This is a genomic window from Paenibacillus sp. ALE3, assembly GCF_054113405.1.
Genome location: NZ_CM134214.1, coordinates 1,723,139 through 1,748,541, shown reverse-complemented (window position 1 = coordinate 1,748,541; position 25,403 = coordinate 1,723,139). Strand labels below are relative to the sequence as shown.

Here is a 25,403-nt window from a genome sequence, read left to right as displayed (position 1 = left end):
TGCTAAAGCACATCAGGTTTCCACTGAGAACAGATAAGGATAAATCGGCTGACCACCTTCATGAACTTCCACTTCAACATCCGAATAATTTTCTTCAAGCCACGCAACAAGCTGATCTGTCTCTTCTTGTTTTGCATCCGAACCTGTAAGAATCGTAACAATTTCATCGCCATTCACCAGCATTTTCGCCAGCAAAAGACGGGATGTTGCCATTAATTGCTCCTCAGTCGCCACAATTTTAGAATCCTGAATACCAATGTAGTGGCCCGCTGTAATATGCAGATCATCAAGTGTCGTATCCCGTACCGCATAGGTCACTTGTCCAGACTTCACACGGGTAACTGCGTCCCGCATATTATCTTGGTTTACCTCAAAGGCTTCTTCCTCTTGGTAAGCAAATGCTGCTGCAATGCCCTGAGGAATTGTTTTGCTCGGAATAACCGACACCAAACGTTCCACCTCTAGCAATTCACGCGCTTGTTCAGCCGCCAAGATTATATTGGAATTATTCGGCAGAATAAAAATATGTTGAGCCGCAATCGAGCGAGCCGCATTAACGAAGTCCTCTGTGCTCGGATTCATTGTCTGACCACCCGAAAGGACAACATCAACACCCAAGCTTCTAAAAATATCAGCAATCCCTTCACCAGAAGCCACAGCTATAAAGCCAAAGGGTGCCAGCTCATGAGCTGGGGGCTCAGATGGCTCCTCCTCACGTGCAGGCTCTGTTGGTATTTCAGCAAACCACTCAGGCTCAGGAGCACCATCCATACCTGCAGACAGCAAATCACGATGCTGCTCGCGCATATTCAAAATTCGAATCTGCGTAATTTCCCCATAACGCAGCGCAAGATTCAAGACTTCACCTGGAGCCTTAGAATGCACATGAACCTTGATAACATCATCGTCCGAAATAACGATAATCGAATCACCGTCTACTGACAACGCTTTCCGGAAAGCTTCCTCATCAAAATTTGTACCTTGCGCTTCGCCCAATTGTCGATTAATAAAAAACTCCATATCATACAAAAATTCAATATTCTCCGTTTCGAGCTTCGCCTGCGCAGAAATCGGCGCATCTGGGGACGGAGCAACAGGCGCAGAAGTAGGTCTCTCCGATACATAAGGAGCAAAAACCGGACGTACACTATCGCCTTTTGAAGTTGGAGATGTCACCAATCCGCTTCCAAGATGCTGCATAAACCCTTCATAAATATACACAAGCCCTTGTCCACCCGAGTCTACAACCCCTACTTGCTTCAGTACAGGGAGCATGTCCTGCGTCATGGCAAGTGTTTCCTTTGCTTTGGCAAGCACTTCTTCCATCAGTTCTGTGATGTCGTTCGTCCGGCGCGAGAAAAACACAGCATGTCTGGCCGCTTCCTTCGCTACGGTAAGAATTGTACCCTCCACCGGCTTAACCACCGCCTTGTAGGCCGCATCCACCCCGCTCTGCAATGCCGATGCGAACTGAAGGGTATTCAATTCCTCGTATGGGGCAGCGTAACGGCTGAAGCCACGGAACAACTGAGACAGGATAACCCCTGAATTGCCGCGGGCCCCCATCAGCAAGCCTTTGGATAAGATGCCGGACATGACACCGATGGAGGAAGAATCTCCTCTCTTCAATTCCGTTACGCCCGCGCTCATCGTCAGATTCATATTGGTTCCCGTATCACCATCTGGCACCGGGAATACATTTAGTGAATTGACATGCTCCGCATGCTGCTGTAATTGTTCCGCCCCGGCTAAAACCATCGCGGTAAAGTCTGTTCCATTCAAAGAACGATTACTCAAGAGAATTCCCCTTCCTAGCTTAATACAATTGTTTTACAATCCATCTTCACAACACTTGTTCAAGGTTTAATTGAATTATACTAAAGCCAGACGACGAATACGAATGTCACCCTTTCGTAAGCTTCCGTAACCATCCTCTGGTTTCTTTCTACAGCTCATATAATATGAAAAACCAGTCAACTACCCAACAAAAAATCATTGGCCGGAATAATGATTATGGTCCCGCCTCTGAACTGCCCGGCATGACTGGAATAAGAATTCACATTCCATTAAAAAACAAAATAGTCGCAGCAATAGCTATCCCATATTGTACTATAATGCGAAAGAGAAATAAATAAAGTTTTTGAATCAGTTGACGGAGCTTTTTTGACTATGATATTATATTTAAGTATTGTTTTGTTCAGGTTAGTGACTTATAAAGTCCGGCTGACCCAGTCGGCCTGAAGAGCGACCCATTCCATATGGAGTTTGGTTATTTTCAGAATAGGAGGTGGAATCATGTCTCGTAAATGTTCTGTAACAGGCAAAAAGCCTGGCAGCGGTAACCACGTATCTCACGCTAACAACCGTAATCGCCGTACTTGGGGCGTCAACGTACAAAAAGTTCGCATTCTCGTTAACGGTAAACCGAAACGCGTTTATGTCAGCACTCGTGCATTGAAAGCCGGTAAAGTGACTCGCGTGTAGTCGTAAAAAAATATCGTTATAAACAAAAGGCACCTCGTTTTAAACGGGTGCTTTTTTGATTATTCGAATAATATCCCACTGATTCAAGAGGACAAAATGTCAGGCACCTTCCCGCGCGTTTCTGTCGTTTACTGCCGAGCTATCAATCTGCTGTGCCCGGGAAGCGTGCCTCCTGTGTACCTTTAGCCTTCATCCTACATCCTGTGTTAACGTTACTTTGATTTCAGTTCTTCTGGAATGTATTCAAAATGGCTTTGACGAATCCACCCAGAAATTTTGGCAGCTTGATTGTGTAAAACTTCATGCCTCACCCTCCCCATCATCCTCCTGCATCCGTTCTCTGTAGTTTATGCAACCTGTCAAGGGTTGTTGCCCCACAAAAAAAAGGCTACATGAGAATCCCGCTCATGTAACCATATTTATGCACAACCATCCCAGGCTATACCATCAGACAAGTCCGTGAACATAGAGATATGCTGAGAGTATAAAAATAAACAAGATATAATAAAGCACACTACACACCACAAAACCGATGCGCAAACCACGCCGTTCATTTTTACGAAAATAAAACAGGACAATAAGAACAGCCAAAAGTGAAAGAATGGCATTCCAAGGTGTCTTCACTAGCGAGAAACAACTGAGGGTCAAACCGGTCATCATACTCGCTAAGGTCATCCACAGTGCTTCAGTTAGCTTCACTTGGACAAATGAGCGACACTATCCCGAATAGCAGTAATAGCCGCTGCACGGTCCGCTCTGCCGTATACTGCACTACCTGCCACTAATACGTCAGCACCTGCTTCAAATACGGCTGGTGCCGTCTCTTCCGCAATACCTCCGTCCACCTCGATATGTACGTCTGGACGACCCAATTCGTTCAACCAAGCACGGATTTGTCTGATTTTATTCAACGTCTCTGGAATGAAGGACTGGCCTCCAAAACCAGGGTTAACCGTCATTACAAGAATCATATCCACATTGGGCAGCACTTCTTTGATCGCGTATGGTGATGTCCCCGGATTGAGAGCCACTCCCGCCAGAGCGCCTTGCTGCTTGATCAAGTGAATGACACCATGCAAATGAACACAGGCCTCCGCATGAACCGTGATGATATTGGCTCCTGCCTTTACGAAATCACCGATATAACGTTCAGGCTGCTCAATCATCAGATGAACGTCCAGTGGGAGAGTTGTATGCGGCCGAATAGCCTGAACGATAGGTGGGCCCAGTGTAATATTGGATACAAAATGACCATCCATAACATCAACATGAATCCAGTCTGCCCCCGCTGCTTGGACTTCCGCGACTTCACTGCCCAAACGAGCAAAATCAGCGGATAAAATCGACGGTGCTATTTTTAACATATGCTCAATACCTCCGCTTTTTTTCTTTTAATTCCTGATAAAATTGCAGATAGCTATCATATCGTCCTTGTGAAATATGTCCCTCTTCCAAGGCCTCTCTTACTTTACAGCCAGGTTCGTGAATATGCGTACAACCTCGAAATTTGCATCCTTCTGCATATTGTTGGAATTCTCGAAAACAAGGCGATAACTCATCCACACCCAGCTCCAAAAAATCCAGTTGGCTAAACCCTGGTGTATCTGCTACAAACCCACCGTTGTCTAATGGAATCAGCTCCACATGACGAGTCGTATGTCTTCCTCGTCCCAGCTTATTGCTGATGGCGCTCGTCTCCAGCGTTAACCCGGGCTCCAAAGCATTTAGCATGGAGGACTTTCCTACACCTGACTGACCGGAAAACACGCTGATTTGGCCAGCCAACAGCTTCTTGAGCTCAGCCGTCCCCTCTCCGGTACGGGCGCTGGTTACCAGCACCTCGTAACCGATCTTCCGGTACATTTCCTGAACCTTCAGCACCGTATCATCCTCTGAAGGGCTGTCTTCATACAAATCGCGCTTGGTCAGACAGATAATCGTATCCAGCCCGGCGTGCTCAATATGGACTAAAAATTTGTCCAGTAAAGGCAGGTTTAAATCCGGCTCACGCAGGGAAAACAGCAACACAGCCAGCGTGGTATTAGCCACAGGAGGGCGAATTAGCTCCGTCGTACGCTTTCTAATCTCCTTGACCATACCTTCCCCGTTTTCAGTCAGTTCGTAAACGACCCGATCACCGACAAGGGGCGTAATCTCTTTTTTCTTGAAAAGGCCACGTGCTCTGCATTGTACCGTAGCTTCGCCGGATACCGGACGCCCATCCTGATCCAGGCTGGAGACATAATAATATCCGCTAAGCGCCTTGACGATCAGACCTTCAGGCATGTGTAAGATGTCCTCCTTCATAATGTTCAAGTTTCATTGTGTGGAACAGGTTAAGCTTCTTTCTCTAGTAAGTTTACTGATGCTGCACAGCCTCGATCACTTTGTCCTTCTTTTTGTAGGAACCGTGACCAGGATTGTTCTTTTTGCTAACCGCTAACTCACTGCGCGTAACTCCTGCGGAATCGGTTCCTGGGGCAAAAGCAGAAGGCTCACCATCACCTTCTGTTCCCTCCTGGTTGTTAGGGTCGCCTCCACCATTACCGTTATCATTAGAAGATTCCCCGCTGTTTCCTTCCTCACCGTTTCCATTTCCATTCTGCGAGGAAGTACCACCAGATGAATCCGTCGGTGATGTTCCTGCAGGTGGAGCAATTTGAGGCATCGTCACCGTTCCATTTTTTGCATCAATATAAGAAACAGGATACGTGTCAACAAAAGCACCATCTCTAAATACGGAGACGACACTGTCTTTGTTAGGGGCCATCAGCAGGTTGATCGTAAACGTCTGTGTCGTATTAATCGTACGGCTGCCCCACTCCTGATTTTCTCCACGTGCATCTGTATAAGTGATACGAATTTTACTGTTCTTGCCCTCTTCCTTCGGCGCCACAGGTACATTAAATGGCAGCGTAATCGCTTCTGGCGGGTAACCAGTGCTTACATAAAACGTAATTTCCGTATTTGGTGGCAACTCACTGCCTGCCTCGGACGGCCATTGTTTGGTTACTCTTCCTTTTTCCTGCTCATAGCTAAATTCTTCTTTAATCGAGCCAACCTTCAGCCCTGCCTTTTTGACCTCATTTTCCGCTTGGTTCTGCGTTTTCCCTACGAGACTTGGCATTTTTACAGTGTCAGCGCCTTTGCTGACTGTGAGCACTACCTGAACCGAATCCTTATCAAATGGCTCATTTGCAGCGGGTGTCTGACTAAGGACAGTTCCTTCAGCCTGATCACTGAACTGCTCATTTTGCTGAATCTGCGTTTCCTTAATTTGCTGGGCGGTCAGTAGCTTGACAGCATTCTCGTAGCTTTGCCCTTTGACATCTGGCATCGGGGTGAGCGGCTTGGCAATTCCGACTTTCAGACTAATCTCCGTTCCTTCCTTGACTAAAGAGCCTTCAGGGTAGCTTTGATAAAAAACAACTCCTGGTGCAATCCCCTCTTTATATTCATGCTGGATTGGATCGTCAATGACTAGTCCTGCTTTACTTAGAGTGACCTTCGCTTGGTCTTCTGTTTGTGTCAGTACACTTGGTACTTTCACATCAGCCACGACAAGCACACTTTGCACATAGTACACCACGCCGCCCATGCACAAAAGTAGCACCAACACTAGTGTTACCCAGAAGATCGTTTTTTTTCTATTTTTCTTGGACGATTGCTTGCTCGGAAGCTGTTCAGACTCACGAGGTTGGACAGGCACATCGTCACCACTGGAAGACACACCTAGTTGTTGAGGCTTAATAGCTGGGATAACCCGTGTTTGGTCCTCATCATCCAAATGTGTAAACTCCAGCTTAGATTCATTGCGCCGCCCCGGTAGCAGACAGGTTTCCAAATCTCTTAGCATTTCGTCTGCCGATTGATAACGTTCCTCCGGATTTTTGCGCATCGATTTTAAAATGACATTTTCTACACTTTGTGGAATCAACGGGTTAATTTTACGCGGTTCCTCAAATTCCTCTTGCAAATGCTTGAGTGCTACACTAATTGGGCTTTCTCCCAGAAAAGGAAGCTGTGCCGTTAGCATTTGATATAAGACAATACCTAAAGAATATAAGTCCGATTTTTCACCGGTAATGACACCCTTTGCATGCTCAGGTGAAAAATAATGAACAGAACCCACAACAGAACCTGTCTGGGTAATTGTCGTTGACGTAACAGCTCGAGCAATCCCAAAATCGGTTACCTTAACCCGTCCATTACGTCCAATTAAAATATTATGAGGCTTAATGTCTCGGTGAATAATCTGATTTTGGTGAGCATGTTCCAGCGCATCACAAATCTGGGAAGCAATCCGCACTGCTTCATCCACTTGTAATGGCGCACGTTCTTTAATAATCTCATTCAAATTTTTGCCTTCAACGCATTCCATTACAATATAATGGATTTCATCCTCTTGGCCGACATCATAAATACTGACCACGTTCGAATGAGAAAGTGAGGCTGCTGACTGTGCCTCGCGCCGAAACCGGCGAATAAATTCCTCATCATGAACAAATTGCTGACGCAGCACTTTAACCGCGACATTGCGATTCAGCAAAATGTCTTGAGCCTTATACACCAGCGCCATACCGCCGCCACCGATGCGCTCAATAATTTCGTATCTTCCCCCAAGCAGGTGCCCGATCATGCTTCACACCCCTTTTCACTCAATGAAACCGTGTTGTCGGGCAATTCAAACAAAGCTACAGTAATGTTATCGTCTCCACCGGCAAGCAACGCCAGGTGTAGCAGACGATCCGCACGTTCCTCCAAAGGATTTTCTGCGGCACCTACTACCTTACTGATCTGTTTTTCTGTTACCAAATTGCTTAATCCGTCACTACATAGTAATAGCACATCGCCTTTTTCCAGCGTAATGGTGTCAATGTCCACCTTCACCTCGGAATCAGTGCCCAATGCCCGTGTCAGTACATTGCGACGGGGATGGTTCTCCCGCTCTTCCTTACTGATCTGACCGTTTTTGAACAACTCATTAACCAAAGTATGGTCTTCTGTAAGCTGACGTACCGTACCTTTGGATATGACATAGGCGCGACTGTCACCGATATGTCCGATAATTCCAGATGCATCGTTGAGCAAAACGGCAACAACCGTCGTTCCCATATTATGATACTGGTCATCGCGCGCAGCCGTTTGGAAGATGACTTCATTGGCATGCAAAATAGCGTCGCTGAGCGCCGCCGTCAAAGAATGTGCGGATAACCCGCTCTCCAGTGTCGCCAAATCAGCGACAAGTGTCTCTACCGCAAGGCGGCTGGCCGTATCACCGGCCAGATGCCCCCCCATACCATCGGCAACAATTCCAAGAATATAGCCTTGCTCCAAGTGCCTGATCCAGGCAGAATCCTCATTTACCGAACGCACACGTCCGACATGGCTGACATGAACTGTTTTGATCAAATGGTTTCACCCCAACTCCATATGCTTTGCACGCAACTGACCGCAAGCAGCGGCAATATCGTGACCCTGTTCACGCCGGATCGTCACATTGACGCCTTTTTCGGCAAGAATACGTTGAAAATTAAAAATATCACTGCGCGATGTGCGCACATACTTGCGCTCAGGCACATGGTTGACCGGAATCAAATTGACGTGACACAGCATGTCCTTCAACACATCCGCAAGCTCTTCAGCATGTTCTGCCTGGTCGTTCACTCCACCGATCAAGGCATATTCGAATGAAATTCTCCGCCCCGTCTTAGCAAGATAATAACGAAGAGAATCCATAACATCCTTAAAAGGATAACGCCGATTTACAGGCATTAGCTTCGAACGTAGCGCATCATTAGGCGCATGAATGGATATTGCCAGATTAATTTGTGTATCCTCGTCAGCAAATTTATAAATATTGGGCACAATGCCGCTGGTTGAAACCGTAATATGACGTTGACCAATATTTAAGCCCTTTTCATGAATCATTGTACGTAAAAACGTCATTGTCGCTTCATAGTTCTCAAAAGGCTCACCCGAGCCCATAATTACGATACTGCTCACTCGTTCATTCGTTTTATCCAGAATTTTCTGAGCCTGCACCACCTGTGCAGTAATTTCGCCAGCCGTCAGGTTTCTTTTGAGACCCCCAAGCGTCGAAGCACAAAAAGTACAGCCAATCCGGCAACCTACTTGAGTCGTTACACAAATACTGTTTCCGTAATTGTGTCTCATGATAACCGTCTCAATAGCATGGTCATCATGTAAACCAAACAGAAATTTAACAGTACCATCTTTCGATTCCAACTTTGTAATTTCGTGAAGCGTCACAAAACTGAATTGCTCCTCCAGCTTTTCTCTCAGCGCCTTGGACAAATTGGTCATCTCGCTGAAATTATTGACCCGCTTTACATACAGCCAGTCAAAAATTTGTCCTCCCCGAAAGGCAGGCTCACCATTATTTTTGGCCCAGTCCTGAAGCTCTTCCAGTGTTAAATCGTATATAAAAGGTTTCATCAATATTTGCACCCGTTCCTTCTTCATTAAGTTCTGTTTAATCGCAGACAGTGTTTTTCATTCTTCCTATTTTAGCACAAATCCCTGAGGGGGTAAAAATTTTTCATCTTCATGCAAAAAACCGCCGGAAGTGTCCGGCGGATTGTGGAAATACTGGTGGGCAGCTACCTGGAATTCTCTTCCGATCTACTTTACCCGGCGCAGACGCGCGATATAAAATCCGTCACTGTGAAAATGCTGCGGTAACAGCTGTACTGAGCCTTTCTGTATACCATCCATTTCGTGATTCACGTCTGGAAAAGAATGATCCTTTGCCAACTCATACTCTGGATGTTCGCTTAAAAACCGAGCCAATTGTCCTTCATTTTCATCAGGCTCAATCGTGCAAGTGCTGTATACCAGAATACCACCCGGCTTCAACAGTCCGGCCACACTATCCAGCAACTCGTGCTGCAGTTGAGTAATATCGCGAACATCCTCCGCAGTTTTGCTCCAACGCAGATCAGGTTTACGGCGAATTACCCCAAAACCGGAGCATGGTGCATCCAGCAAAATACGGTCAAAAGAAGCCGGAGCATATCGTTCCTTTAAGTCCAACGCATCACCGGTAACCGTCTCAACAGCATCCAGACCAAGCCGATTCGCTTGCTCACGGATTAATTGATGCTTATGGGCATGCAGATCATTCGCAACGATCCGGCCGCGATCCTTCATCAGCTCAGCCATATGAGCTGTTTTGCCGCCTGGAGCTGCGCAGCAATCCAGCACTGTCATGCCAGGCTCAGGAGCGACCGCTTCGGCAACAAGCATGGAGCTTTCATCCTGTACAGACAACAATCCGTCCGTATACCACGAGGTAAGCGCCATATTTCCACCGCTACGAACAACAATCCCATAGGGGCTAACGGGCGAAGGAACGGCATCAATCCCTTTTGCAACCATCTCGTCCAGCAGCTGATCACGACTGGTCATCGTCGTATTCACTCGTACACTGACCGCAGGGGGCTCGTTATTAGCCTTGCAGATAGCCTCAGCTGTATCGGCACCGTATTGCTTGATCCAGCGCTTAACTAGCCACTGTGGATGGGAATGTTCTAGAGAAATCCGTTCCTCTGCTGACAAATCGTCAGGAATGCGCAGCTTGTCCGGCTCACGCAGCATGCTGCGAAGTACGCCATTGACCATACCGGAAATCCCCTGATGCCCGCGCCGTTTGGCAATGGTCACTGCTTCACTAACAACTGCATGATCCGGAACTCGATCCAGATACACCAGCTGATACACGCTCATCCGCAGCAATGAACGTACCCAAGGCTGAAGCTTGGCCGTTCCTTTTTGAACAAATTTATTCAAAAAATAATCCAGTGTATTTCGGCGTGCCACTGTACCGTATACAAGTTCCGTCGTCAAACCAACGTCACTTGCAGATAAACCTGCCTGCTGAAGCCGGCGATTGAGCTCAAGATTGCTATACGCGCCCTCTTGCTCCACACCGGTCAGCACATCAAGTGCAACTTCCCGCGCCGTCTGTTTGCGAGTCTTGCCGGATCTGGTCCCCACTCCCTTGCGTTGGTCTCCCTGACGGGAGTGTCCCCCGCTCATCCGAGCACCGTGCCGGGCTTCATCTGTCCACCGCGCGCAAAGGTTCCGGCTTCCATAACCTTCTTGCCTGCCGGTTGAACCTGGGTCAGCCAGAGAGTGCCTTCACCTGTCTGCACCTCAATGCCACGAGCGGTTAATTGAAGAACCGTGCCGGGTGCTGGAGCATTTGAGCCACTCGCTTCATTATTTATGGAAGGCTGCTCCGCAGCCCATATTTTAAAAACATTGTTCTCCCAAAGTGTAAACGCGCCAGAAAAAGGAACCAGACCGCGAATCCGGTTGTATATTTGCTGCGCATTATCACTCCATGTAATGCGCTCATCATCACGGTTCAGGTTAGGGGCATAGGTCGCCTCGTCCTCATTTTGCGGCGTACGGTCTGATTGCCCTGCCAGCAACTTGGGTAGCTCGTCCTGCAAAAGTCTCGCTCCGGCTACGCTTAGCTTCTCAAAAATTGTGCCCGACGTATCCTCCGGCTCTATAGCCACCTCAACCCGCGATACCATATCACCGGTGTCCAGCCCTTCCGCCATATACATTAGCGTTACACCCGTCACTGTTTCACCGTTAATAATCGCACGCTGGATCGGTGCACCTCCCCGATATCGGGGAAGTAACGAACCATGCACATTCAGACAGCCGAAACGAGGCAAGTCTAATACGGACTTAGGCAAAATTTGACCGTAAGCTGCGGTGACGATCAGGTCGGGACGCAACTCTGCCACCTGAGCCACTGCTTCCGGCTGCCGCAGGCGGGTCGGTTGCAGCACAGGTAATCCGCGCTTTTCAGCCGCTTCCTTGACTGGTGTAGGCGTCAATATTTTTTTCCGTCCCTGTGGTTTATCTGGCTGAGTAATTACGCCGACCACGTTATATCCGTTGTCCAGCAACATATTCAGCGATGGGACTGCAAATTCAGGTGTACCCATAAAGATAATACGAATGTCTTGACTCATCGAACCTCACTCCCCTGCCTGACGGTTCGGTCCTGGCTGTTCCAGAGCAACCTCATATACTTTTTCTGCAATATCCGTGAACAATACTCCATTTAGATGATCAATTTCGTGCTGAAAAGCACGAGAAAGCAATCCTGTCGCTGTAACGGTAATAGCCTTGCCCTCGCGATCCAGTCCCTTGACTGTAACCTTCTCGGCACGACGTACATCTCCGTTCAACCCTGGAATACTCAGGCAGCCTTCAGGTCCCAATTGTTCTCCTTCTTCGGCCACAATTTCTGGATTGATCATTTTAATCAAGCCATGCTCGTCTCCAGCATCTACAACGATGAGTCGCTTCAAAATACCTACTTGTGGAGCAGCAAGACCTACTCCTTCTGCTTCATACATCGTATCAGCCATATCGTCCAGCAGCTTTTGCACATTAGGCGTAATTTTTGTAACTTCCTTTGCTACTTTATGCAATACGTCATCCGGCTCCAACACTATAATTCTAATTGACATGCAACAGAACACCTTCCTCTTTTTCCTTCATTTAGGCTTTACTGTATTCATCACAAAAGCGACTGCTACATTATCCTATGTACGGACGGCTTGTCCGCATTAATTGTACTAATAACTTTAGTGTTAACACTCTACATAAGCATTTGCGGATCAACATCCAAACTAATCAGCAACTTTTGTGCCTGTGCAGATTCGGCCATTTCATCAGCCACTTGCTGAGCCAAACCAATCGCGTCGATATTTCCACGCCATTTTATCATACATTGAAATCGGTATCTATTCTTGATTCTCGAAATGGGTGAAGCTACTGGCCCCAAAATGTCCAGCACATCCGATGTAAGCCGGTCCATATTCCCGAACCAGCCCCGTTGTCTGGCTCGTCCTTGTAGTGTCGCTGAATAATTTTCAGCCAGTCGGACCAGCACCGGGAGCTGTTCATGAGAAAAGGTCACCAAGATTAGTCGGCAATATGGCGGGTAGTGCAGATTGCGACGATGTTTCAACTCTTCTCTCACAAAAGATGCATAATCATGACGACTTGCGTGAATCACCGAATAATGCTCTGGAGTGTAGGATTGTACGAATACTTCCCCCGGCAATTGATGCCTTCCAGCACGCCCGGCTACTTGTGTTAACAGCTGAAATGTCTTTTCCGCAGCCCGAAAATCCGGTAAATTAAGAGCGGAATCCGCAGTAATGACACCTACCAGCGTTACATCGGGAAAGTCCAGCCCTTTGGCTACCATTTGAGTACCCAGCAGTACGTCTGCTTTTTTATCACGAAATTGCTTGAGCAGCTTTTCATGAGCGTTTTTTTCAGTTGTGGTATCGACATCCATCCGGACAACACGTATGCCGGGGAATAGCTTAGCCAACTCTTCTTCCACTCGCTGCGTACCTGTACCGAAGTAACGAATATGCTCACTACCGCACTCCGGGCAAGTCTGAGGTACAGGCTCGGAATAGCCGCAATAATGACAACGTAAATTGTTCGACCGCTGATGATAGGTAAGCGAAATATCACAATCCGGACATCCTGCCACATAGCCGCAGCTCCGGCACATGACGAACGTGGAGTGACCACGCCGGTTCAACAGCAATACCGTCTGCTCCTTACGCTCTAATCGCTCTGCGATTCCATTATGCAACGCACGGCTGAACATGGAGCGGTTACCGGCCCGTAGCTCCTCACGCATGTCCATGATATGGACTTCGGGTAACGTGTTCCCTAATGCGCGGGTCGGCATTTCAAGCAGCAACGGCGCGAATTCGTCGTTGCTTTGGGAGCGGGCAGCATAATAGCTTTCCAATGATGGTGTAGCTGAACCGAGAATAACGACAGCCCCGTGCTGGTGTGCTCTGCGAATGGCTACATCACGCGCATGGTATTTGGGCGTCTCTTCCTGCTTATAGGATGTTTCATGCTCCTCATCCATAATAATGAGCCCTAGCTGACGAAAAGGGGCAAATACCGCCGAGCGAGCGCCGATTGCGACTTTCACACGGCCTTCGCGTATTTTGCGCCACTCATCGTACCGTTCTCCCCCCGACAACCTACTGTGCATCACTGCGACCTGGTCGCCAAAACGACCTTTGAAACGTTCGACCATTTGTGGGGTTAATGATATTTCAGGTACGAGCACAATGGCCTGGCGATTCTGCTCGATACAGCGCTGAATAGTCTGCAGATAGATTTCCGTCTTACCGCTCCCTGTAACTCCATGCAGCAAATAAGCTCCTTGCTCACGCATGTCCAGCTGACGAACAATCCGTTCATACACTAACTGCTGCTCTCCCGTAAGCGGGAGAGGATCTGTAGGCTTGAAGTGTCTGCCCCGATAGGGATCGCGAAAGACTTCAACGTCTTCCTGTAACACATAGCCCTTATCTTCCAGTGCCTTAACCGTGGCAGCCGATACACCTAGCGAGGTCATTACTTCCTTCAGCGGCAGAGGCAGAAACTCGCTACGCTCCAGCAAAAAAGCAAGTACCTCCCGCTGACGCTGCGCCTTGGCAGAAAATTGCTCCAGTGCCATGGATGCCTCATCTATGCTGATAGCCAAATCAACAGCTTTCATCGTCTTTTTGCCAAGCTTATCTTTAATAACCTGACTTTCCTGAAGCACTCCGCGGCGTAACAGCGATTTAATAACCTGTGCCTCCTCGGGGAAGCGTCTACTGAGTTGCTGCAACGGGACTTGCTCCTTATTCTGAATGAAGCTGACAATCTGACGCTCCGCCGGATCACTCATACCGTCGTCAGTCAGAAGGGCCCATTCGATCTCATCCTCCTGATTAGACAGCATAGACCGCTGTGGATTCGTAGACTCATGCTGTTTGGCAATTGAGATATAACGTTCCGCCTTGCCCTTAAGCGCGGTAGGAATCATCACTTGCAGTGCCATAATCTGATTACAAGCATAACGTTCGCTCATCCATTTGCCCAATTCAACCAAATCGGGAGATAAGGGCGGTACCAGATCTAACAACTCCTGAATCGCCCTCATCCTGTATTTCGGCGGCTCCTCAGCTGGAACTATCGAGATAACAAAAGCCTGCACCGTCCGTTTGCCAAAAGGCACAGCTACCCGACTACCTGGCTCAATCCAAGGTTTCATGGAATCCGGTATCAGATAATCGAAGGTACGATCTGTATCTTTGGCAGGTACATCGACAATAACCTTGGCAACTAAATTGCCTGTTTCCATTAATGCAACACCCCACCCATGCGTCCCGCGGCTAGAGTAAGCAATTTACGCGCAACTTCTTCCTTTGACTGTACAGGGATCTGCTCTACCATCCCGCTTCGGTCATATATTTGAACAGCATTTGTATCAACACCAAAACCTGCACCATCCACAGTTACATCGTTTGCCGCAAGCAAATCACAGTTTTTACGTTCTAATTTATCTATTGCATACGTCTCCAAATTTCCCGTTTCTGCTGCAAAGCCAATTAAAAATTGATGTTTCTTGCTGCGTCCGAGTGATTCCAAAATATCGACGTTCTTCACTAACTCCAATGTAAATACACTATCTTTTTTCTTGATCTTAGTCTGTGCCACCTCACGTGGTCGATAATCTGCAACAGCAGCAGCCATAACGACCATATCGCTCGTTTCCCATTGTTTTAGCACAGCCTGGTACATGTCTTCAGCTGACTGCACTCTTTCAAGCGAAATACCTGAAGGCGGTTCCGCGCTGGTATTGGCAGCAATCAAATGCACCTCTGCACCCATCTCTTGAGCCACTTTCGCAATAGCAAAGCCCATTTTACCGGATGAATCATTCGTAATATAACGGACAGGATCAATTCGCTCGATCGTGCCTCCAGCCGTGACAATGACTTTTTTTCCTGAAAGCGCTAGTTCATTCTTATTTACAAGTGGCTCAGTTACTGTATTCTCCGTAGATTCGCCTCCAAACCACCGTGATTCAGATTTGATTGCGGCTTCAGGTTCCAGAGCCTGCTGATCAAAAAAGCGCTCAATCGTTTGCACAATAGTTTCCGGCTCTTCCAAACGTCCTTTGCCAACGTAACCGCAAGCCAGTAATCCTTCCCCAGGCTCAATCATCTTCACACCACGTGATACCAGTGTCTCCATATTTTGCATGACTGCCGGATGAGTGTACATATGTACGTTCATCGCAGGGGCCACCATAATAGGTGCTGTCGTAGCCAGTAACGTTGTCGATAACATATCATCAGCAAGACCATGCGCCATTTTTCCGATGATATTCGCCGTTGCAGGAGCAACTAGCACCAAATCAGCCGCATCCGCCAGATGAATATGAGATACGATGGACGGCTCTCTTTCATCAAATGTATCACTGTACACCGGATTGCGAGAGAGTGACTGCAGTGTAAGTTCGGTAATAAACTCCTTGGCAGAAGCCGTCATAATCACATGAACATCGGCTCCTTTTTGCGTCAACTTACTGCAGAGCGCAGCCCCTTTATAAGCAGCAATTCCACCGGTTATACCAAGAATAATAACTTTCCCCTTCAACATCGTTAACTCCCCCTGACCGAAAAAAATAACAACCTTGCGGTTGTCAAAGGAATTGGCATTGCGCCTGGTTATAATGATTGTCTATAATTCTTATTCTTCTTCGCCGCTTTCAAGCAAAAGATGATCTGCATAGATCTCTTCCAGAGCTACTCCAACCTGTTTGTGAGATTTAGGACTCTTCAAGCTCGTCTTCTCACCCTCACGCAACTGTCTAGCACGGCGTGATGCCGCTACAACCAGCGAATATTTACTATCTACCTTTTTCATCATTTCATCAATGGAAGGATACAGCACGAATAGACACCTCTTCATGTAGTTTTAAGCTGTATAAGCTGAACTCCAGTGTACACCTTCAAGCTCAGCTTATACAGTATTATTTCTCTTTTGGTACGCTTGGCATATGTAAAGCCTCGATTAAGGTCGAACCTTACAATGTTCGGCGATAATAATGGATTCTATTCGTTTACAAGCGAAATCAATCTCATCATTGACAACCGCATAATCATAGTGACGTAACAGGTTCATCTCGTCCACAGCTACCGACATACGGTGATCAATGGTTGCTTGAGTTTCTGTGCCACGTCCCCGAATTCTATCCTTCAATTCATCCAGTGAAGGCGGAAGCAAGAAAATGAATATGCCTTCCGGGAATTTTTCTTTAACCTTTAGCGCGCCCTGAACTTCAATTTCCAGAAAGATATCTTTACCCTGCGCAAGCGTCTGGTCTACAAAATCACGTGGAGTGCCATAGTAGTTACCTACATACTCTGCGTACTCCAGCAATTCATCTCGTGCAATCATGCCTAAAAATTCTTCACGCGTTTTGAAAAAATAGGTCACTCCATCCTGCTCACCCGAACGAGGTGTTCGAGTTGTAGCAGAAACGGAATACGTTATCTCAGGTAGCTTTTCGCGCAATGCATTGCCTACCGTCCCTTTACCGACCCCCGAAGGTCCGGATATTACAAATAATAATCCCTTAGCCATAGTACACTCCATTTTTATTCGTCATTGTCATCATCTTTAGTGGATAGGCGATGAGCGACCGTCTCCGGCTGCACCGCAGACAGGATTACATGATCACTGTCTGTAATAATAACAGCCCGTGTCCGGCGGCCATAGGTAGCATCAATTAACATATGACGGTCCCTGGCTTCCTGTATAATCCGCTTGATCGGAGCAGACTCCGGACTGACGATGGAGATTATTCGGTTGGCCGACACGATATTGCCAAAGCCAATATTGATCAATTTGATTGCCATATTCAGGTCTTTCCCCCTATACATGTGACTATTGCAGCCGTGCCGCTACCAGGTAGCTACTCAATATTTGCAGCCTGCTCACGAATTTTTTCAAGCTCTGCTTTCATCTCAACGACCAAATTAACTAATGTGAGATGATTAGCCTTAGAGCCGATCGTGTTGACTTCCCTGTTCATTTCCTGGATTAAAAAATCTAATTTGCGACCGGCCGGCTCGTCCGACAGCAGCAACCTTTTGCACTGTCCAAAATGACTTTGAAGCCGGGTAAGCTCCTCATCAATATTGCTGCGATCCGCGAATAACGCAATCTCCATTCCGAACTTATGTTCATCAAGCGTAAATGAACCGTCCTGAAGCTCTTTAAGCCTGTGCTTCAGCCTGTTACGGTAGTCGCTCACAACATGAGGAGCCAGCACCGTCATTTCATGATGAAAGGATTCCAGACGTAAGATACGAGATTCCACATCTTGTGCCAAATGCCCGCCTTCTCGCCTTCTCATCTCAAGCAATCCTTGCAAAGCTTCGTTCAAAGCTCGCTGTAAATGCTCTTCCCAGTCCTCTTCGTCTCCATTGCAAGCCTCTCCAGGCTCACCCAGAACATCAGGCAAAGCAAGAATATCACTTATACCTAACGTTCCTTTCACGCCATAACGATCCGCCAGCTGCTCCGCTGCACGCAGGTAAGCCTGCACGACAGTGTCATTCAACCGTGCGGCGGGTATCTGTTCTTCATCACGTTCCCTGTGGATGAAAACATCGATACGACCGCGTTTAATCTGCTGTTGAACCGTTCTTCTCAAGCCATCTTCATATCGAGTCCATTCACGTGGAATTCTCATCATCACTTCGCAATAGCGGTGATTGACCGATTTCAATTCCAAGCGCACTTTATACCCCTCATGATGAAGGATGGCTTGACCGTATCCGGTCATACTCAATGACATCGGCATCACATCCATTATACTATTGTAATTGATTATTATAGTCGAAACAAGGGGGCCTGTGCTCGGCCTGATTTTTGCCACACATATGAAGTCAGCTCAGCTGTCATTTCATAGAACATGAAAGGAGTCATGAAATAGATCCCATTAAAATGTTCCATGGCCGTATCAAGCAGCTCCTTGGCAATAGACACGCCCATAGCTCGTCCTTCCGGACCTTCCAGCCCCGACATGCGTGCACGCACCTCATCGGATAACTGAATGCCTGGCACTTCATTGTGCAAGTATTCTGCATTGCGGCCACTAGCCAGCGGCATAATACCGATAAAAATCGGTATCTCCAAATGCCGTGTCTGTTCTGCGATGGCTGTAATCAGCTCGGGATCGTAAACAGGCTGGGTCATAATATAATCGGCCCCGGAGGCAATTTTCTTTTCCAACCGCTGTACGGCTTTACCCAAATGCTTAACATTCGGATTAAAAGCAGCTCCCACCACAAAATTAGCTTTCTGCTTGAGTGGCTTACCAGAAAATGCGACACCATCATTTAGTTGCTTGATCATGCGTATGATTTCAAACGATGTCATATCATACACCGAACTGGCGCCTGGTAAATCACCGAACCGCGCTGGATCTCCAGTAACCGCCAGTACATGGTCAATACCCAGTGCGTCAAAACCCATCATGTGGGATTGCGTACCAATCAGATTACGGTCACGACATGCGATATGAATTAATGGACGCAAGCCTGTTTCAATACTAACCAGATGCCCAAGCGCCATATTGCTCATACGAGTGACTGCAAGCGAATTGTCAGCAAGTGTAAGTGCATCGGCTCCGGCTTTCTTCAAGGCATGCGCACCTTGCATAAACCGGGTAATGTCGAGATCTCGCGGAGGGTCCAGCTCTACAATGACCGTATGCCGTTCCTTAACCAGATCCACAATGTTGGGTTCGCTGGTATGTCTGCCATTTCCTCGTCCCCCTTCATCTGCTGTCTGCTCCACCACATGAATGACTTCCGTCGAAAAGGTTTCTTTTGGAGCCAACGGGGGTGGTTTCAAATTGTTTAAAGCTTTGGAAATAGCAGCAATATGGTCTGGTGTCGTTCCGCAGCAACCACCAATCAACCTCGTACCGAGATCTACAAAGGACGTGGCACATTCTCCAAAATATTCAGGTGATGCACCGTATACATAGTGACCGTCCACATAATCTGCCAATCCCGCATTCGGATATACAGACAGTGGTACAGACAAGGGACCGTCCAGTTGCTCCATTACACTCATAATTCCCTGCGGACCGGAGTGACAGTTAAACCCGAGGATGTCAGCTCCTTCACTACGCAGTGTTGAAAAGGCTTGTGCCACTAAAAACCCATCTTGGGTACGACCAACTTGGTCAACCGCAAATTGACAAATTACCGGAATGTCACTGTATTTACGTACACTGTGAAGCGCAATGCGCATTTCGTCTAGTGAATAAAACGTTTCGCATAAAATGCCGTCAACCCCTTCGGACAGAAGAGCATCAATCTGCTGTTCGTAGTTTCTTGACAGCTCTAGCTTGGATATGCTGAGGCGTTTGCCTCCGCATATGGAACCGACCGCACCTACTACATAATGTTCGGGTCCAGCCGCAGCCCTGGCAATCCTCACACCAGCACGATTGATTTCTTCTACCTTAGATTCCAATCCAAAGCGGGCTAATTTATAATCATTTGCAGAGAATGTATTCGTCTCCAGCAATCGTGCTCCTGCATTTAAATACTGACCATGCACGTCTGATATGACGCCAGGCGAAGTAATGTTCAGTTCTTCGTAAGACGTATTTACTGGAAATCCTAGCTGGGACAAAAAAGTCCCCATAGCGCCGTCTCCGACAATAATTTCACGATTCAGCACAGTACGCAAATCCGGTTTCATGTCCTCTGCTCCACCCCGCTCTTTATTTTCATACTAATGTAACATAAAGAGACTACAAACATAAGCCAAAAACAAAAAAAGCCGCCTCACGTCCCGACAATATGATATCAGGAGTGAAGCAACTTGATTGATCATTTTCTATTTCCCACTACATTTTCATTGCATTTTCCCATCAGAAGAATGGAGAGAAAACTCGTAAAAAGTCCCTTTTTTATTTACTTTAGCCACAATAGAATCCGTCCCCTTTTGCTGCTTGGAGAACGTATATTGATTTCCTTGAACTTTCACTTTATAGCCGGACACATTGATATTAAACAACAACTGAACCTTAGGCTTGACCAACTTCAATGCTTCAGCGGCAGTATATTTTGGACTTGCAAAAGATTTTTTGAAATCTGCGTCATCATCCCAGTCCATCCCAGGGGTGGACACAGTCAGTACTTTGCCGGTTACCGCACCAATTTTGACCTCATTCGCCTCGCTTGCATCCTCGAACGACCAATAAGAAAGCCCCTTTTTCTCATCCTTGTACCGTGAGACATGCTGCACTGTGATTCGCTGTCCACTCACTCGCTTAAATGTGTTCATTGCACGGTTCAGTAACACAGGATCCACCTGCTTCAGTGCATAGTCCGCATTGACAGTAATAGCATTACCTTGATCCACATCTACATACAATGAGGAGGCTTTTTCTCCTGCACCCCAGAATACCCAGTAATTTGAAGGCTTGTTGGTCTGATAAGGGGATTTGACCCGCCAGAATGCTTCAAATTGCAAGGGACGCTTGCTGTCAAACGCTTTGGCACTGTTTAATACTTTTGCCTTGAGTGGCGCGTTCATCGCCTTTCCCAAACTACTTATTTTATATCGTATGGTTGTAGAATCTACTCTGTTTTTCTCTTTATTATATTCTGTCTGTAACGTAGCTGTTCCATCTTCCAATTCACCCTCGACAATCCAGGTTTTCCCCATATCCGTTACATCGTCAAATTGAAATGAAGTTTTTGAACCGATAAGTTCTTGCACTGCTTTTTCTAAACGGCTTACGACTGTCGGAGTTAGCGAACCAACCTGCTTGTCCGTCGTTTCTGTGGCAGCAGGAATAGCCGCCGCTTGAACCGGAAGCGCGGTGGCTATAAGAATGAGGATTGCAATTGCTGATACCCAACGAAATTTCCGCACTATGAACGGCCTCCTTATCGTTTTCTCATTTTCTATATTATACATCGTTCAGGCGTCAAAAAAAGACAGAATATCGCTCTGTTCACCATTTTCCCAGTAAACAGCGGCATAAAAGGGCAAAAAAAGAAGACCTGCTAAGGTCTTCTTCACCCTCACTTCTATATACGACCTTCGAACACAATCTCAGCCGGCCCTGTCATATAAATGTGATTATCATCCTCGCTCCATTCGATATCCAGATCGCCGCCTTTTAGGCTTACCATGGCGCGGCGGTCGCTGTATCCATTTAGTACAGAAGCAACAAGCGTAGCACAGGCTCCGGTTCCGCAGGCTAGCGTAGGTCCAGCTCCCCTCTCCCATACCCTCATATCTATATGCTTCCGACTTCGTACCGTGGCGAACTCAACATTTGTTTTTTTAGGGAACAATGGATGACACTCCAGCTTCGGTCCCCAGGCCTCCAAATCAAAGCTAGGCGCATCCTCAACATAAATGACACAGTGCGGATTTCCCATAGATACAGCCGTAAAGCGAAAACCACTTCCTCCAGCTTCAATGGGCTCATCAATTACGTTAGTCAGATCGAGTGTAGTTGGAATTTTCAACCCTTCCAGAATTGGCTCCCCCATATCTACCTTCACCATTCGTACAGCTCCGTTTTCAACAGTCAGTTCAACCTGCTGCACACCTGCACCCAGCGTCTCGATCGTAATCTGTTCACGGTTGATATGCTTACGGTCATACACATATTTGGCAGCACAACGAATAGCGTTACCGCATTGCTCGGCCTCCGAGCCGTCCGAGTTAATGATACGCATGCGAAAATCTGCCTTGTCAGACGGCAATATATATACCAATCCATCGGCGCCAATACCAAAATGTCGATCACATAGCCGAACAGCTAATTCCGAGGCGTCAGACGGCAATTCCTGATGCCCGTACCAAACGATAAAATCATTACCCAGACCATTCATTTTAGTGAATTCCATAGCTTCCCCCCGCCGTTGCTGCTGATCTCATGCTCCTCTTGAAGCTTTGATCCCATAATATCATACAGGGCAAAAGCGGGAAAGCGATGTGATATACATGACTCAAATTCTAGGCTGAAAACTTTGTACGTCCCGCTGAAAAGTGTGTATTTCCGCCGTGCCGACGGTTACGTCGACCGCCCCATACACTTCCCGCTCCCATCAGGAACGTTGGAATTCCAGCTGCGACAATAGATAGTGCCCATTCACGTAAACCAAGGGGTACCGTTTTGAAAATAGGCTGCAGCACAGGCACATACATTACAACCAGCATCAGTACGACGGAGGACAGTACGGCAAGCACGAGATAACTATTTTGAAACGGATTACGGTGGAAAACGGAACGGGAGCTGCGGCAATCAAATACATGAATTAACTGCGCCAGCACTAACGTAGCAAATGCAACCGACTGTGCTTTGATCAATTGCCCTGCATCATTCGGAGCAATCCGTAATGTCAGCCAAAAGGCCGCAAGTGTACATAAGCCGATCAACAGACCGCGACTAATGATTTTCCAGCCCAGTCGACGAGCAAAAATATTTTCCTTTGCGCCACGAGGCTTATGCTCCATAAGATCCTTTTCCGGCTGATCCACACCCAGAGCCATCGCCGGCAAACCGTCAGTCACCAGATTTACCCACAAAATCTGAATGGGCAGCAAAGGCAGCGGTAGCCCAGCCATCATGGCAAAGAACATCGTCAAAATTTCACCAACATTGGAGGCGAGTAAATAACGGATGAATTTACGGATATTCTCGTAAATATTTCGACCTTCCTCAATTGCCGCTACAATCGTTGAGAAATTATCATCACTCAGTACAAGTGCAGCCGCTTCTTTAGTCACGTCTGTTCCTGTAATGCCCATGGCAATACCGATATCCGAGGCCTTGATCGCTGGTGCGTCATTGACGCCATCTCCGGTCATAGCTACGACATGTCCGCGTCTTTGCAGCGACTTGACGATTCTCAGCTTGTGTTCCGGCGACACCCGCGCATACACGGAGACGGTATCCACAACGTTATCCAACGCCGCATCATCCATGAGAGACAGTTGCTGTCCCGTCAACACATGTGAGCCGCGTTGGAGAATACCCAGCTGCTGTGCAATGGCCTCCGCAGTTGTGCCATGATCACCCGTAATCATCACGGTGCGAATGCCAGCACGACGGCACTTGCCGATGGCCTCGCGAACCTCGCGGCGTGGCGGATCAATCATGCCGGTCAGGCCGATAAAAACCAGCTGTTCTTCAGCCTCCTCAGCCGTAGAGACACGTTCATGCGAGCGGATGTCACGGTAAGCGACACCAAGTACACGCAGCGCCTCTGATGCCATACCTTCGTTGGCTGCCAATACCTTTTGGCGCAGCGTACCCGTTAGCGGAACGACATTCTCTTCCCATAAAATGTAAGAACACTGACCCAGTAGCACGTCCGGCGCTCCTTTGGCAAATACAATATGTCCTCCCTGGTGGCGTACGAGTACCGACATCCGCTTCCGATCCGAGTCAAAAGGGAATTCTCGCTCCCGTGTATACAGTTCATATAGGCCTTGTCGCGTGACTCCGCCCTTGGCAGCTAACGTGACCAGCGCTCCTTCTGTCGGATCACCTTTCAGCTCCCACACAGCGGAAAGCGTTGGCTCTTTGGTTTTCTTTTTCGAACGCAGCTCATCTATGTCAGCTTGAACAATTTCCGCATTGTTACAAAGTACACTGGCTTGCAGCAATCTACGCAAGGATTGTCCGTTCTTTAGGTCGGCCGGAAGATCCCTGTCCATAATATGACCGTGTGGATCATAACCTTCCCCGGTAACTCCCCAGAAACGACCATCCAGCCAAAGCTTGGTGACTGTCATTTTATTTTGGGTCAGTGTGCCCGTTTTGTCAGAGCAAATGACAGACGCACAGCCGAGCGTTTCAACGGAAGGTAGCTTGCGCACAATGGCCTTGCGTTTGATCATACGCTGTACACCCAAAGCGAGGGCAATAGTTACAATCGCGGGCAATCCTTCCGGTATAGCTGCCACAGCCAAGCTCACGCCGGCCAAAAACATGTTCATAGCTGGCTGACCATGCAAAATGCCCGCTACGACCACGAGCACGGTTAGCGCCAACGCTACGATAATCAAGATTTTGCCCAGTTGTTCCAGTCTGTGCTGCAACGGTGTCTCTTGCGACTCCGTATTTTCGATCAAGTCTGCGATCTTCCCCATTTCGGTAGTCATGCCTGTGCGAATGACCACGCCTTGTGCAGTGCCTCTGGTCATCATAGTGCCCATAAAACCGATGTTCTTTTGGTCCCCAAGAGGTACTTCAGCCGCATGAATAGGGCGGCAATGCTTACTCACCGGAACCGATTCACCTGTCAGGGCAGACTCCTCGACATCACAGCCATTTGTACTCAACCACCTTACATCTGCAGGGATACGATCACCACTTTCCAGCAGCACGATATCGCCCACAACCAGCTCTCTGGCCTGAACATGTACTCGTTTACCTCCTCGCAGCACTTTGGCGGTTGGAGCAGAAAGCTGTCTTAAAGCTCGCAATGAACGTTCAGCTCTGAATTCCTGCACAAAGCCGAGAATTCCATTTAGCACAACGATGGCAATAATGGTAATCGCGTCCAAATACTCACCGAGTAGGCCAGATATCAGGGTCGCTCCCATCAATACAAGCATCATAAAATCCTTGAACTGGTTGAGCAGCAGCAAAATTGCCGAAACACGCTTGCCCTCGCTCAGCTCATTCCATCCCGTCCTTTCTCTTCGTTCCGCAATCTGCTCCTCCGAAAGACCCTGCTTCGGGTCGACTTCCAGACTTGTTGAAAGCTGTTCATTGCTTAATTGGTGCCAGTGTGCTTGTTCCATTCTCCCCAATTCCCTCCCGGTCAGATAGTCCGTTTCCGTCGGTTGTGCGTAGGATGGCTGCCCGTTATTATATTTTTGTGCCACGATTGCTGATATGCTGGACAGACTTTCTTGATTCAATCTATTCGGACAGGACTCGAAATATCACAAAGCCGCTTAAGTTTTGTCCCAAAGTTATG

The 25,403-nt window shown here is 47.6% G+C and carries 22 protein-coding genes; 1 reads left to right on the top strand and 21 read right to left on the bottom strand.

The window, feature by feature from the left end:
- Positions 1-12: 12 nt before the first annotated feature.
- The gene (locus ACXHJ2_RS07740) at positions 13-1,797 is read right to left on the bottom strand and encodes a DAK2 domain-containing protein (RefSeq protein ID WP_165079663.1); all 1,785 of its coding nucleotides are present in this window, start codon (positions 1,795-1,797) and stop codon (positions 13-15) included.
- 498 nt (positions 1,798-2,295) lie between these two features.
- Between ACXHJ2_RS07740 and rpmB the strand changes: the two genes are divergently transcribed.
- On the top strand, positions 2,296-2,484 hold the full coding sequence (rpmB, locus tag ACXHJ2_RS07735; protein ID WP_013310881.1) for a 50S ribosomal protein L28: 189 nt from the start codon (positions 2,296-2,298) through the stop codon (positions 2,482-2,484).
- Positions 2,485-2,707: 223 nt separating this feature from the next.
- On the opposite strand, the gene spoVM is transcribed toward rpmB, so the two are convergent.
- The 20 genes from spoVM to ACXHJ2_RS07635 form a co-directional block, all read right to left on the bottom strand.
- On the bottom strand, positions 2,708-2,788 hold the full coding sequence (gene spoVM, locus ACXHJ2_RS07730; RefSeq protein WP_010345573.1) for a stage V sporulation protein SpoVM: 81 nt from the start codon (positions 2,786-2,788) through the stop codon (positions 2,708-2,710).
- A 143-nt stretch (positions 2,789-2,931) separates the two neighbouring features.
- Positions 2,932-3,159 (bottom strand): hypothetical protein, encoded by a 228-nt coding sequence (locus ACXHJ2_RS07725; protein ID WP_253806500.1) that lies wholly within the window; start codon positions 3,157-3,159, stop codon positions 2,932-2,934.
- Between the two features lie 20 nt (positions 3,160-3,179).
- Complete coding sequence (gene rpe / locus ACXHJ2_RS07720) at positions 3,180-3,848, bottom strand: ribulose-phosphate 3-epimerase (RefSeq protein WP_013371840.1); 669 nt, start codon at positions 3,846-3,848, stop codon at positions 3,180-3,182.
- Between the two features lie 4 nt (positions 3,849-3,852).
- Complete coding sequence (gene rsgA / locus ACXHJ2_RS07715) at positions 3,853-4,770, bottom strand: ribosome small subunit-dependent GTPase A (RefSeq protein WP_165079662.1); 918 nt, start codon at positions 4,768-4,770, stop codon at positions 3,853-3,855.
- Between the two features lie 73 nt (positions 4,771-4,843).
- Positions 4,844-7,123, bottom strand: a complete 2,280-nt coding sequence (gene pknB / locus ACXHJ2_RS07710; RefSeq protein ID WP_137078826.1) for a Stk1 family PASTA domain-containing Ser/Thr kinase — start codon at positions 7,121-7,123, stop codon at positions 4,844-4,846.
- Complete coding sequence (locus tag ACXHJ2_RS07705) at positions 7,120-7,896, bottom strand: Stp1/IreP family PP2C-type Ser/Thr phosphatase (RefSeq protein ID WP_165079661.1); 777 nt, start codon at positions 7,894-7,896, stop codon at positions 7,120-7,122. Before ACXHJ2_RS07705 ends, pknB begins: the two co-directional genes overlap by 4 nt.
- A gap of 6 nt (positions 7,897-7,902) precedes the next feature.
- Positions 7,903-8,943, bottom strand: coding sequence for a 23S rRNA (adenine(2503)-C(2))-methyltransferase RlmN (gene rlmN / locus ACXHJ2_RS07700; RefSeq protein WP_025675760.1), 1,041 nt, complete (start codon positions 8,941-8,943; stop codon positions 7,903-7,905).
- A 186-nt stretch (positions 8,944-9,129) separates the two neighbouring features.
- Complete coding sequence (gene rsmB / locus ACXHJ2_RS07695) at positions 9,130-10,545, bottom strand: 16S rRNA (cytosine(967)-C(5))-methyltransferase RsmB (protein ID WP_165079660.1); 1,416 nt, start codon at positions 10,543-10,545, stop codon at positions 9,130-9,132.
- Positions 10,542-11,501, bottom strand: a complete 960-nt coding sequence (fmt, locus tag ACXHJ2_RS07690) for a methionyl-tRNA formyltransferase (RefSeq protein WP_165079659.1) — start codon at positions 11,499-11,501, stop codon at positions 10,542-10,544. Before fmt ends, rsmB begins: the two co-directional genes overlap by 4 nt.
- Before the next feature lie 6 nt (positions 11,502-11,507).
- On the bottom strand, positions 11,508-12,005 hold the full coding sequence (gene def / locus ACXHJ2_RS07685) for a peptide deformylase (RefSeq protein ID WP_058710374.1): 498 nt from the start codon (positions 12,003-12,005) through the stop codon (positions 11,508-11,510).
- A 131-nt stretch (positions 12,006-12,136) separates the two neighbouring features.
- Positions 12,137-14,713: a primosomal protein N' gene (gene priA / locus ACXHJ2_RS07680; RefSeq protein WP_165079658.1), complete on the bottom strand. Its 2,577-nt coding sequence runs from the start codon at positions 14,711-14,713 to the stop codon at positions 12,137-12,139.
- Positions 14,713-16,017, bottom strand: a complete 1,305-nt coding sequence (gene coaBC, locus ACXHJ2_RS07675) for a bifunctional phosphopantothenoylcysteine decarboxylase/phosphopantothenate--cysteine ligase CoaBC (RefSeq protein WP_058829814.1) — start codon at positions 16,015-16,017, stop codon at positions 14,713-14,715. The genes priA and coaBC overlap by 1 nt, the downstream gene beginning before the upstream one ends.
- A 90-nt stretch (positions 16,018-16,107) precedes the next feature.
- The gene (gene rpoZ / locus ACXHJ2_RS07670; RefSeq protein ID WP_013371850.1) at positions 16,108-16,311 is read right to left on the bottom strand and encodes a DNA-directed RNA polymerase subunit omega; all 204 of its coding nucleotides are present in this window, start codon (positions 16,309-16,311) and stop codon (positions 16,108-16,110) included.
- Between the two features lie 120 nt (positions 16,312-16,431).
- Positions 16,432-17,004, bottom strand: coding sequence for a guanylate kinase (gmk, locus tag ACXHJ2_RS07665; protein WP_165079657.1), 573 nt, complete (start codon positions 17,002-17,004; stop codon positions 16,432-16,434).
- Positions 17,005-17,018: 14 nt separating this feature from the next.
- Positions 17,019-17,279 carry an extracellular matrix/biofilm regulator RemA gene (remA, locus tag ACXHJ2_RS07660; protein WP_005548256.1) on the bottom strand — a complete coding sequence of 87 codons (261 nt, stop codon included), beginning with the start codon at positions 17,277-17,279 and terminating at the stop codon, positions 17,019-17,021.
- A gap of 56 nt (positions 17,280-17,335) precedes the next feature.
- Positions 17,336-18,223: a YicC/YloC family endoribonuclease gene (locus tag ACXHJ2_RS07655; RefSeq protein WP_058710377.1), complete on the bottom strand. Its 888-nt coding sequence runs from the start codon at positions 18,221-18,223 to the stop codon at positions 17,336-17,338.
- Between the two features lie 35 nt (positions 18,224-18,258).
- On the bottom strand, positions 18,259-20,145 hold the full coding sequence (locus ACXHJ2_RS07650; protein ID WP_137078830.1) for a bifunctional homocysteine S-methyltransferase/methylenetetrahydrofolate reductase: 1,887 nt from the start codon (positions 20,143-20,145) through the stop codon (positions 18,259-18,261).
- Positions 20,146-20,301: 156 nt separating this feature from the next.
- Complete coding sequence (locus ACXHJ2_RS07645) at positions 20,302-21,327, bottom strand: hypothetical protein (RefSeq protein ID WP_165079656.1); 1,026 nt, start codon at positions 21,325-21,327, stop codon at positions 20,302-20,304.
- 158 nt (positions 21,328-21,485) lie between these two features.
- Positions 21,486-22,316: a diaminopimelate epimerase gene (dapF, locus tag ACXHJ2_RS07640; RefSeq protein WP_013371855.1), complete on the bottom strand. Its 831-nt coding sequence runs from the start codon at positions 22,314-22,316 to the stop codon at positions 21,486-21,488.
- Between the two features lie 109 nt (positions 22,317-22,425).
- Positions 22,426-25,224: a calcium-translocating P-type ATPase, SERCA-type gene (locus tag ACXHJ2_RS07635; protein WP_165079655.1), complete on the bottom strand. Its 2,799-nt coding sequence runs from the start codon at positions 25,222-25,224 to the stop codon at positions 22,426-22,428.
- Between the last annotated feature and the right edge of the window lie 179 nt (positions 25,225-25,403).

Coding starts and splice junctions, on each gene's coding strand:
- ACXHJ2_RS07725 (WP_253806500.1), bottom strand. CDS start 3,159: ATGACCTTAGCGAGTATGATGACCGGTTTGACCCTCAGTTGTTTCTCG.
- priA (WP_165079658.1), bottom strand. CDS start 14,713: ATGGAAACAGGCAATTTAGTTGCCAAGGTTATTGTCGATGTACCTGCC.
- coaBC (WP_058829814.1), bottom strand. CDS start 16,017: ATGTTGAAGGGGAAAGTTATTATTCTTGGTATAACCGGTGGAATTGCT.
- ACXHJ2_RS07650 (WP_137078830.1), bottom strand. CDS start 20,145: ATGAAACCGGATTTGCGTACTGTGCTGAATCGTGAAATTATTGTCGGA.
- remA (WP_005548256.1), bottom strand. CDS start 17,279: ATGGCAATCAAATTGATCAATATTGGCTTTGGCAATATCGTGTCGGCC.
- pknB (WP_137078826.1), bottom strand. CDS start 7,123: ATGATCGGGCACCTGCTTGGGGGAAGATACGAAATTATTGAGCGCATC.
- rsgA (WP_165079662.1), bottom strand. CDS start 4,770: ATGCCTGAAGGTCTGATCGTCAAGGCGCTTAGCGGATATTATTATGTC.
- def (WP_058710374.1), bottom strand. CDS start 12,005: ATGTCAATTAGAATTATAGTGTTGGAGCCGGATGACGTATTGCATAAA.
- rsmB (WP_165079660.1), bottom strand. CDS start 10,545: ATGAGCGGGGGACACTCCCGTCAGGGAGACCAACGCAAGGGAGTGGGG.
- ACXHJ2_RS07635 (WP_165079655.1), bottom strand. CDS start 25,224: ATGGAACAAGCACACTGGCACCAATTAAGCAATGAACAGCTTTCAACA.
- fmt (WP_165079659.1), bottom strand. CDS start 11,501: ATGAGTCAAGACATTCGTATTATCTTTATGGGTACACCTGAATTTGCA.
- ACXHJ2_RS07655 (WP_058710377.1), bottom strand. CDS start 18,223: ATGTCATTGAGTATGACCGGATACGGTCAAGCCATCCTTCATCATGAG.
- rlmN (WP_025675760.1), bottom strand. CDS start 8,943: ATGAAACCTTTTATATACGATTTAACACTGGAAGAGCTTCAGGACTGG.
- rpmB (WP_013310881.1), top strand. CDS start 2,296: ATGTCTCGTAAATGTTCTGTAACAGGCAAAAAGCCTGGCAGCGGTAAC.
- dapF (WP_013371855.1), bottom strand. CDS start 22,316: ATGGAATTCACTAAAATGAATGGTCTGGGTAATGATTTTATCGTTTGG.
- spoVM (WP_010345573.1), bottom strand. CDS start 2,788: ATGAAGTTTTACACAATCAAGCTGCCAAAATTTCTGGGTGGATTCGTC.
- rpe (WP_013371840.1), bottom strand. CDS start 3,848: ATGTTAAAAATAGCACCGTCGATTTTATCCGCTGATTTTGCTCGTTTG.
- gmk (WP_165079657.1), bottom strand. CDS start 17,004: ATGGCTAAGGGATTATTATTTGTAATATCCGGACCTTCGGGGGTCGGT.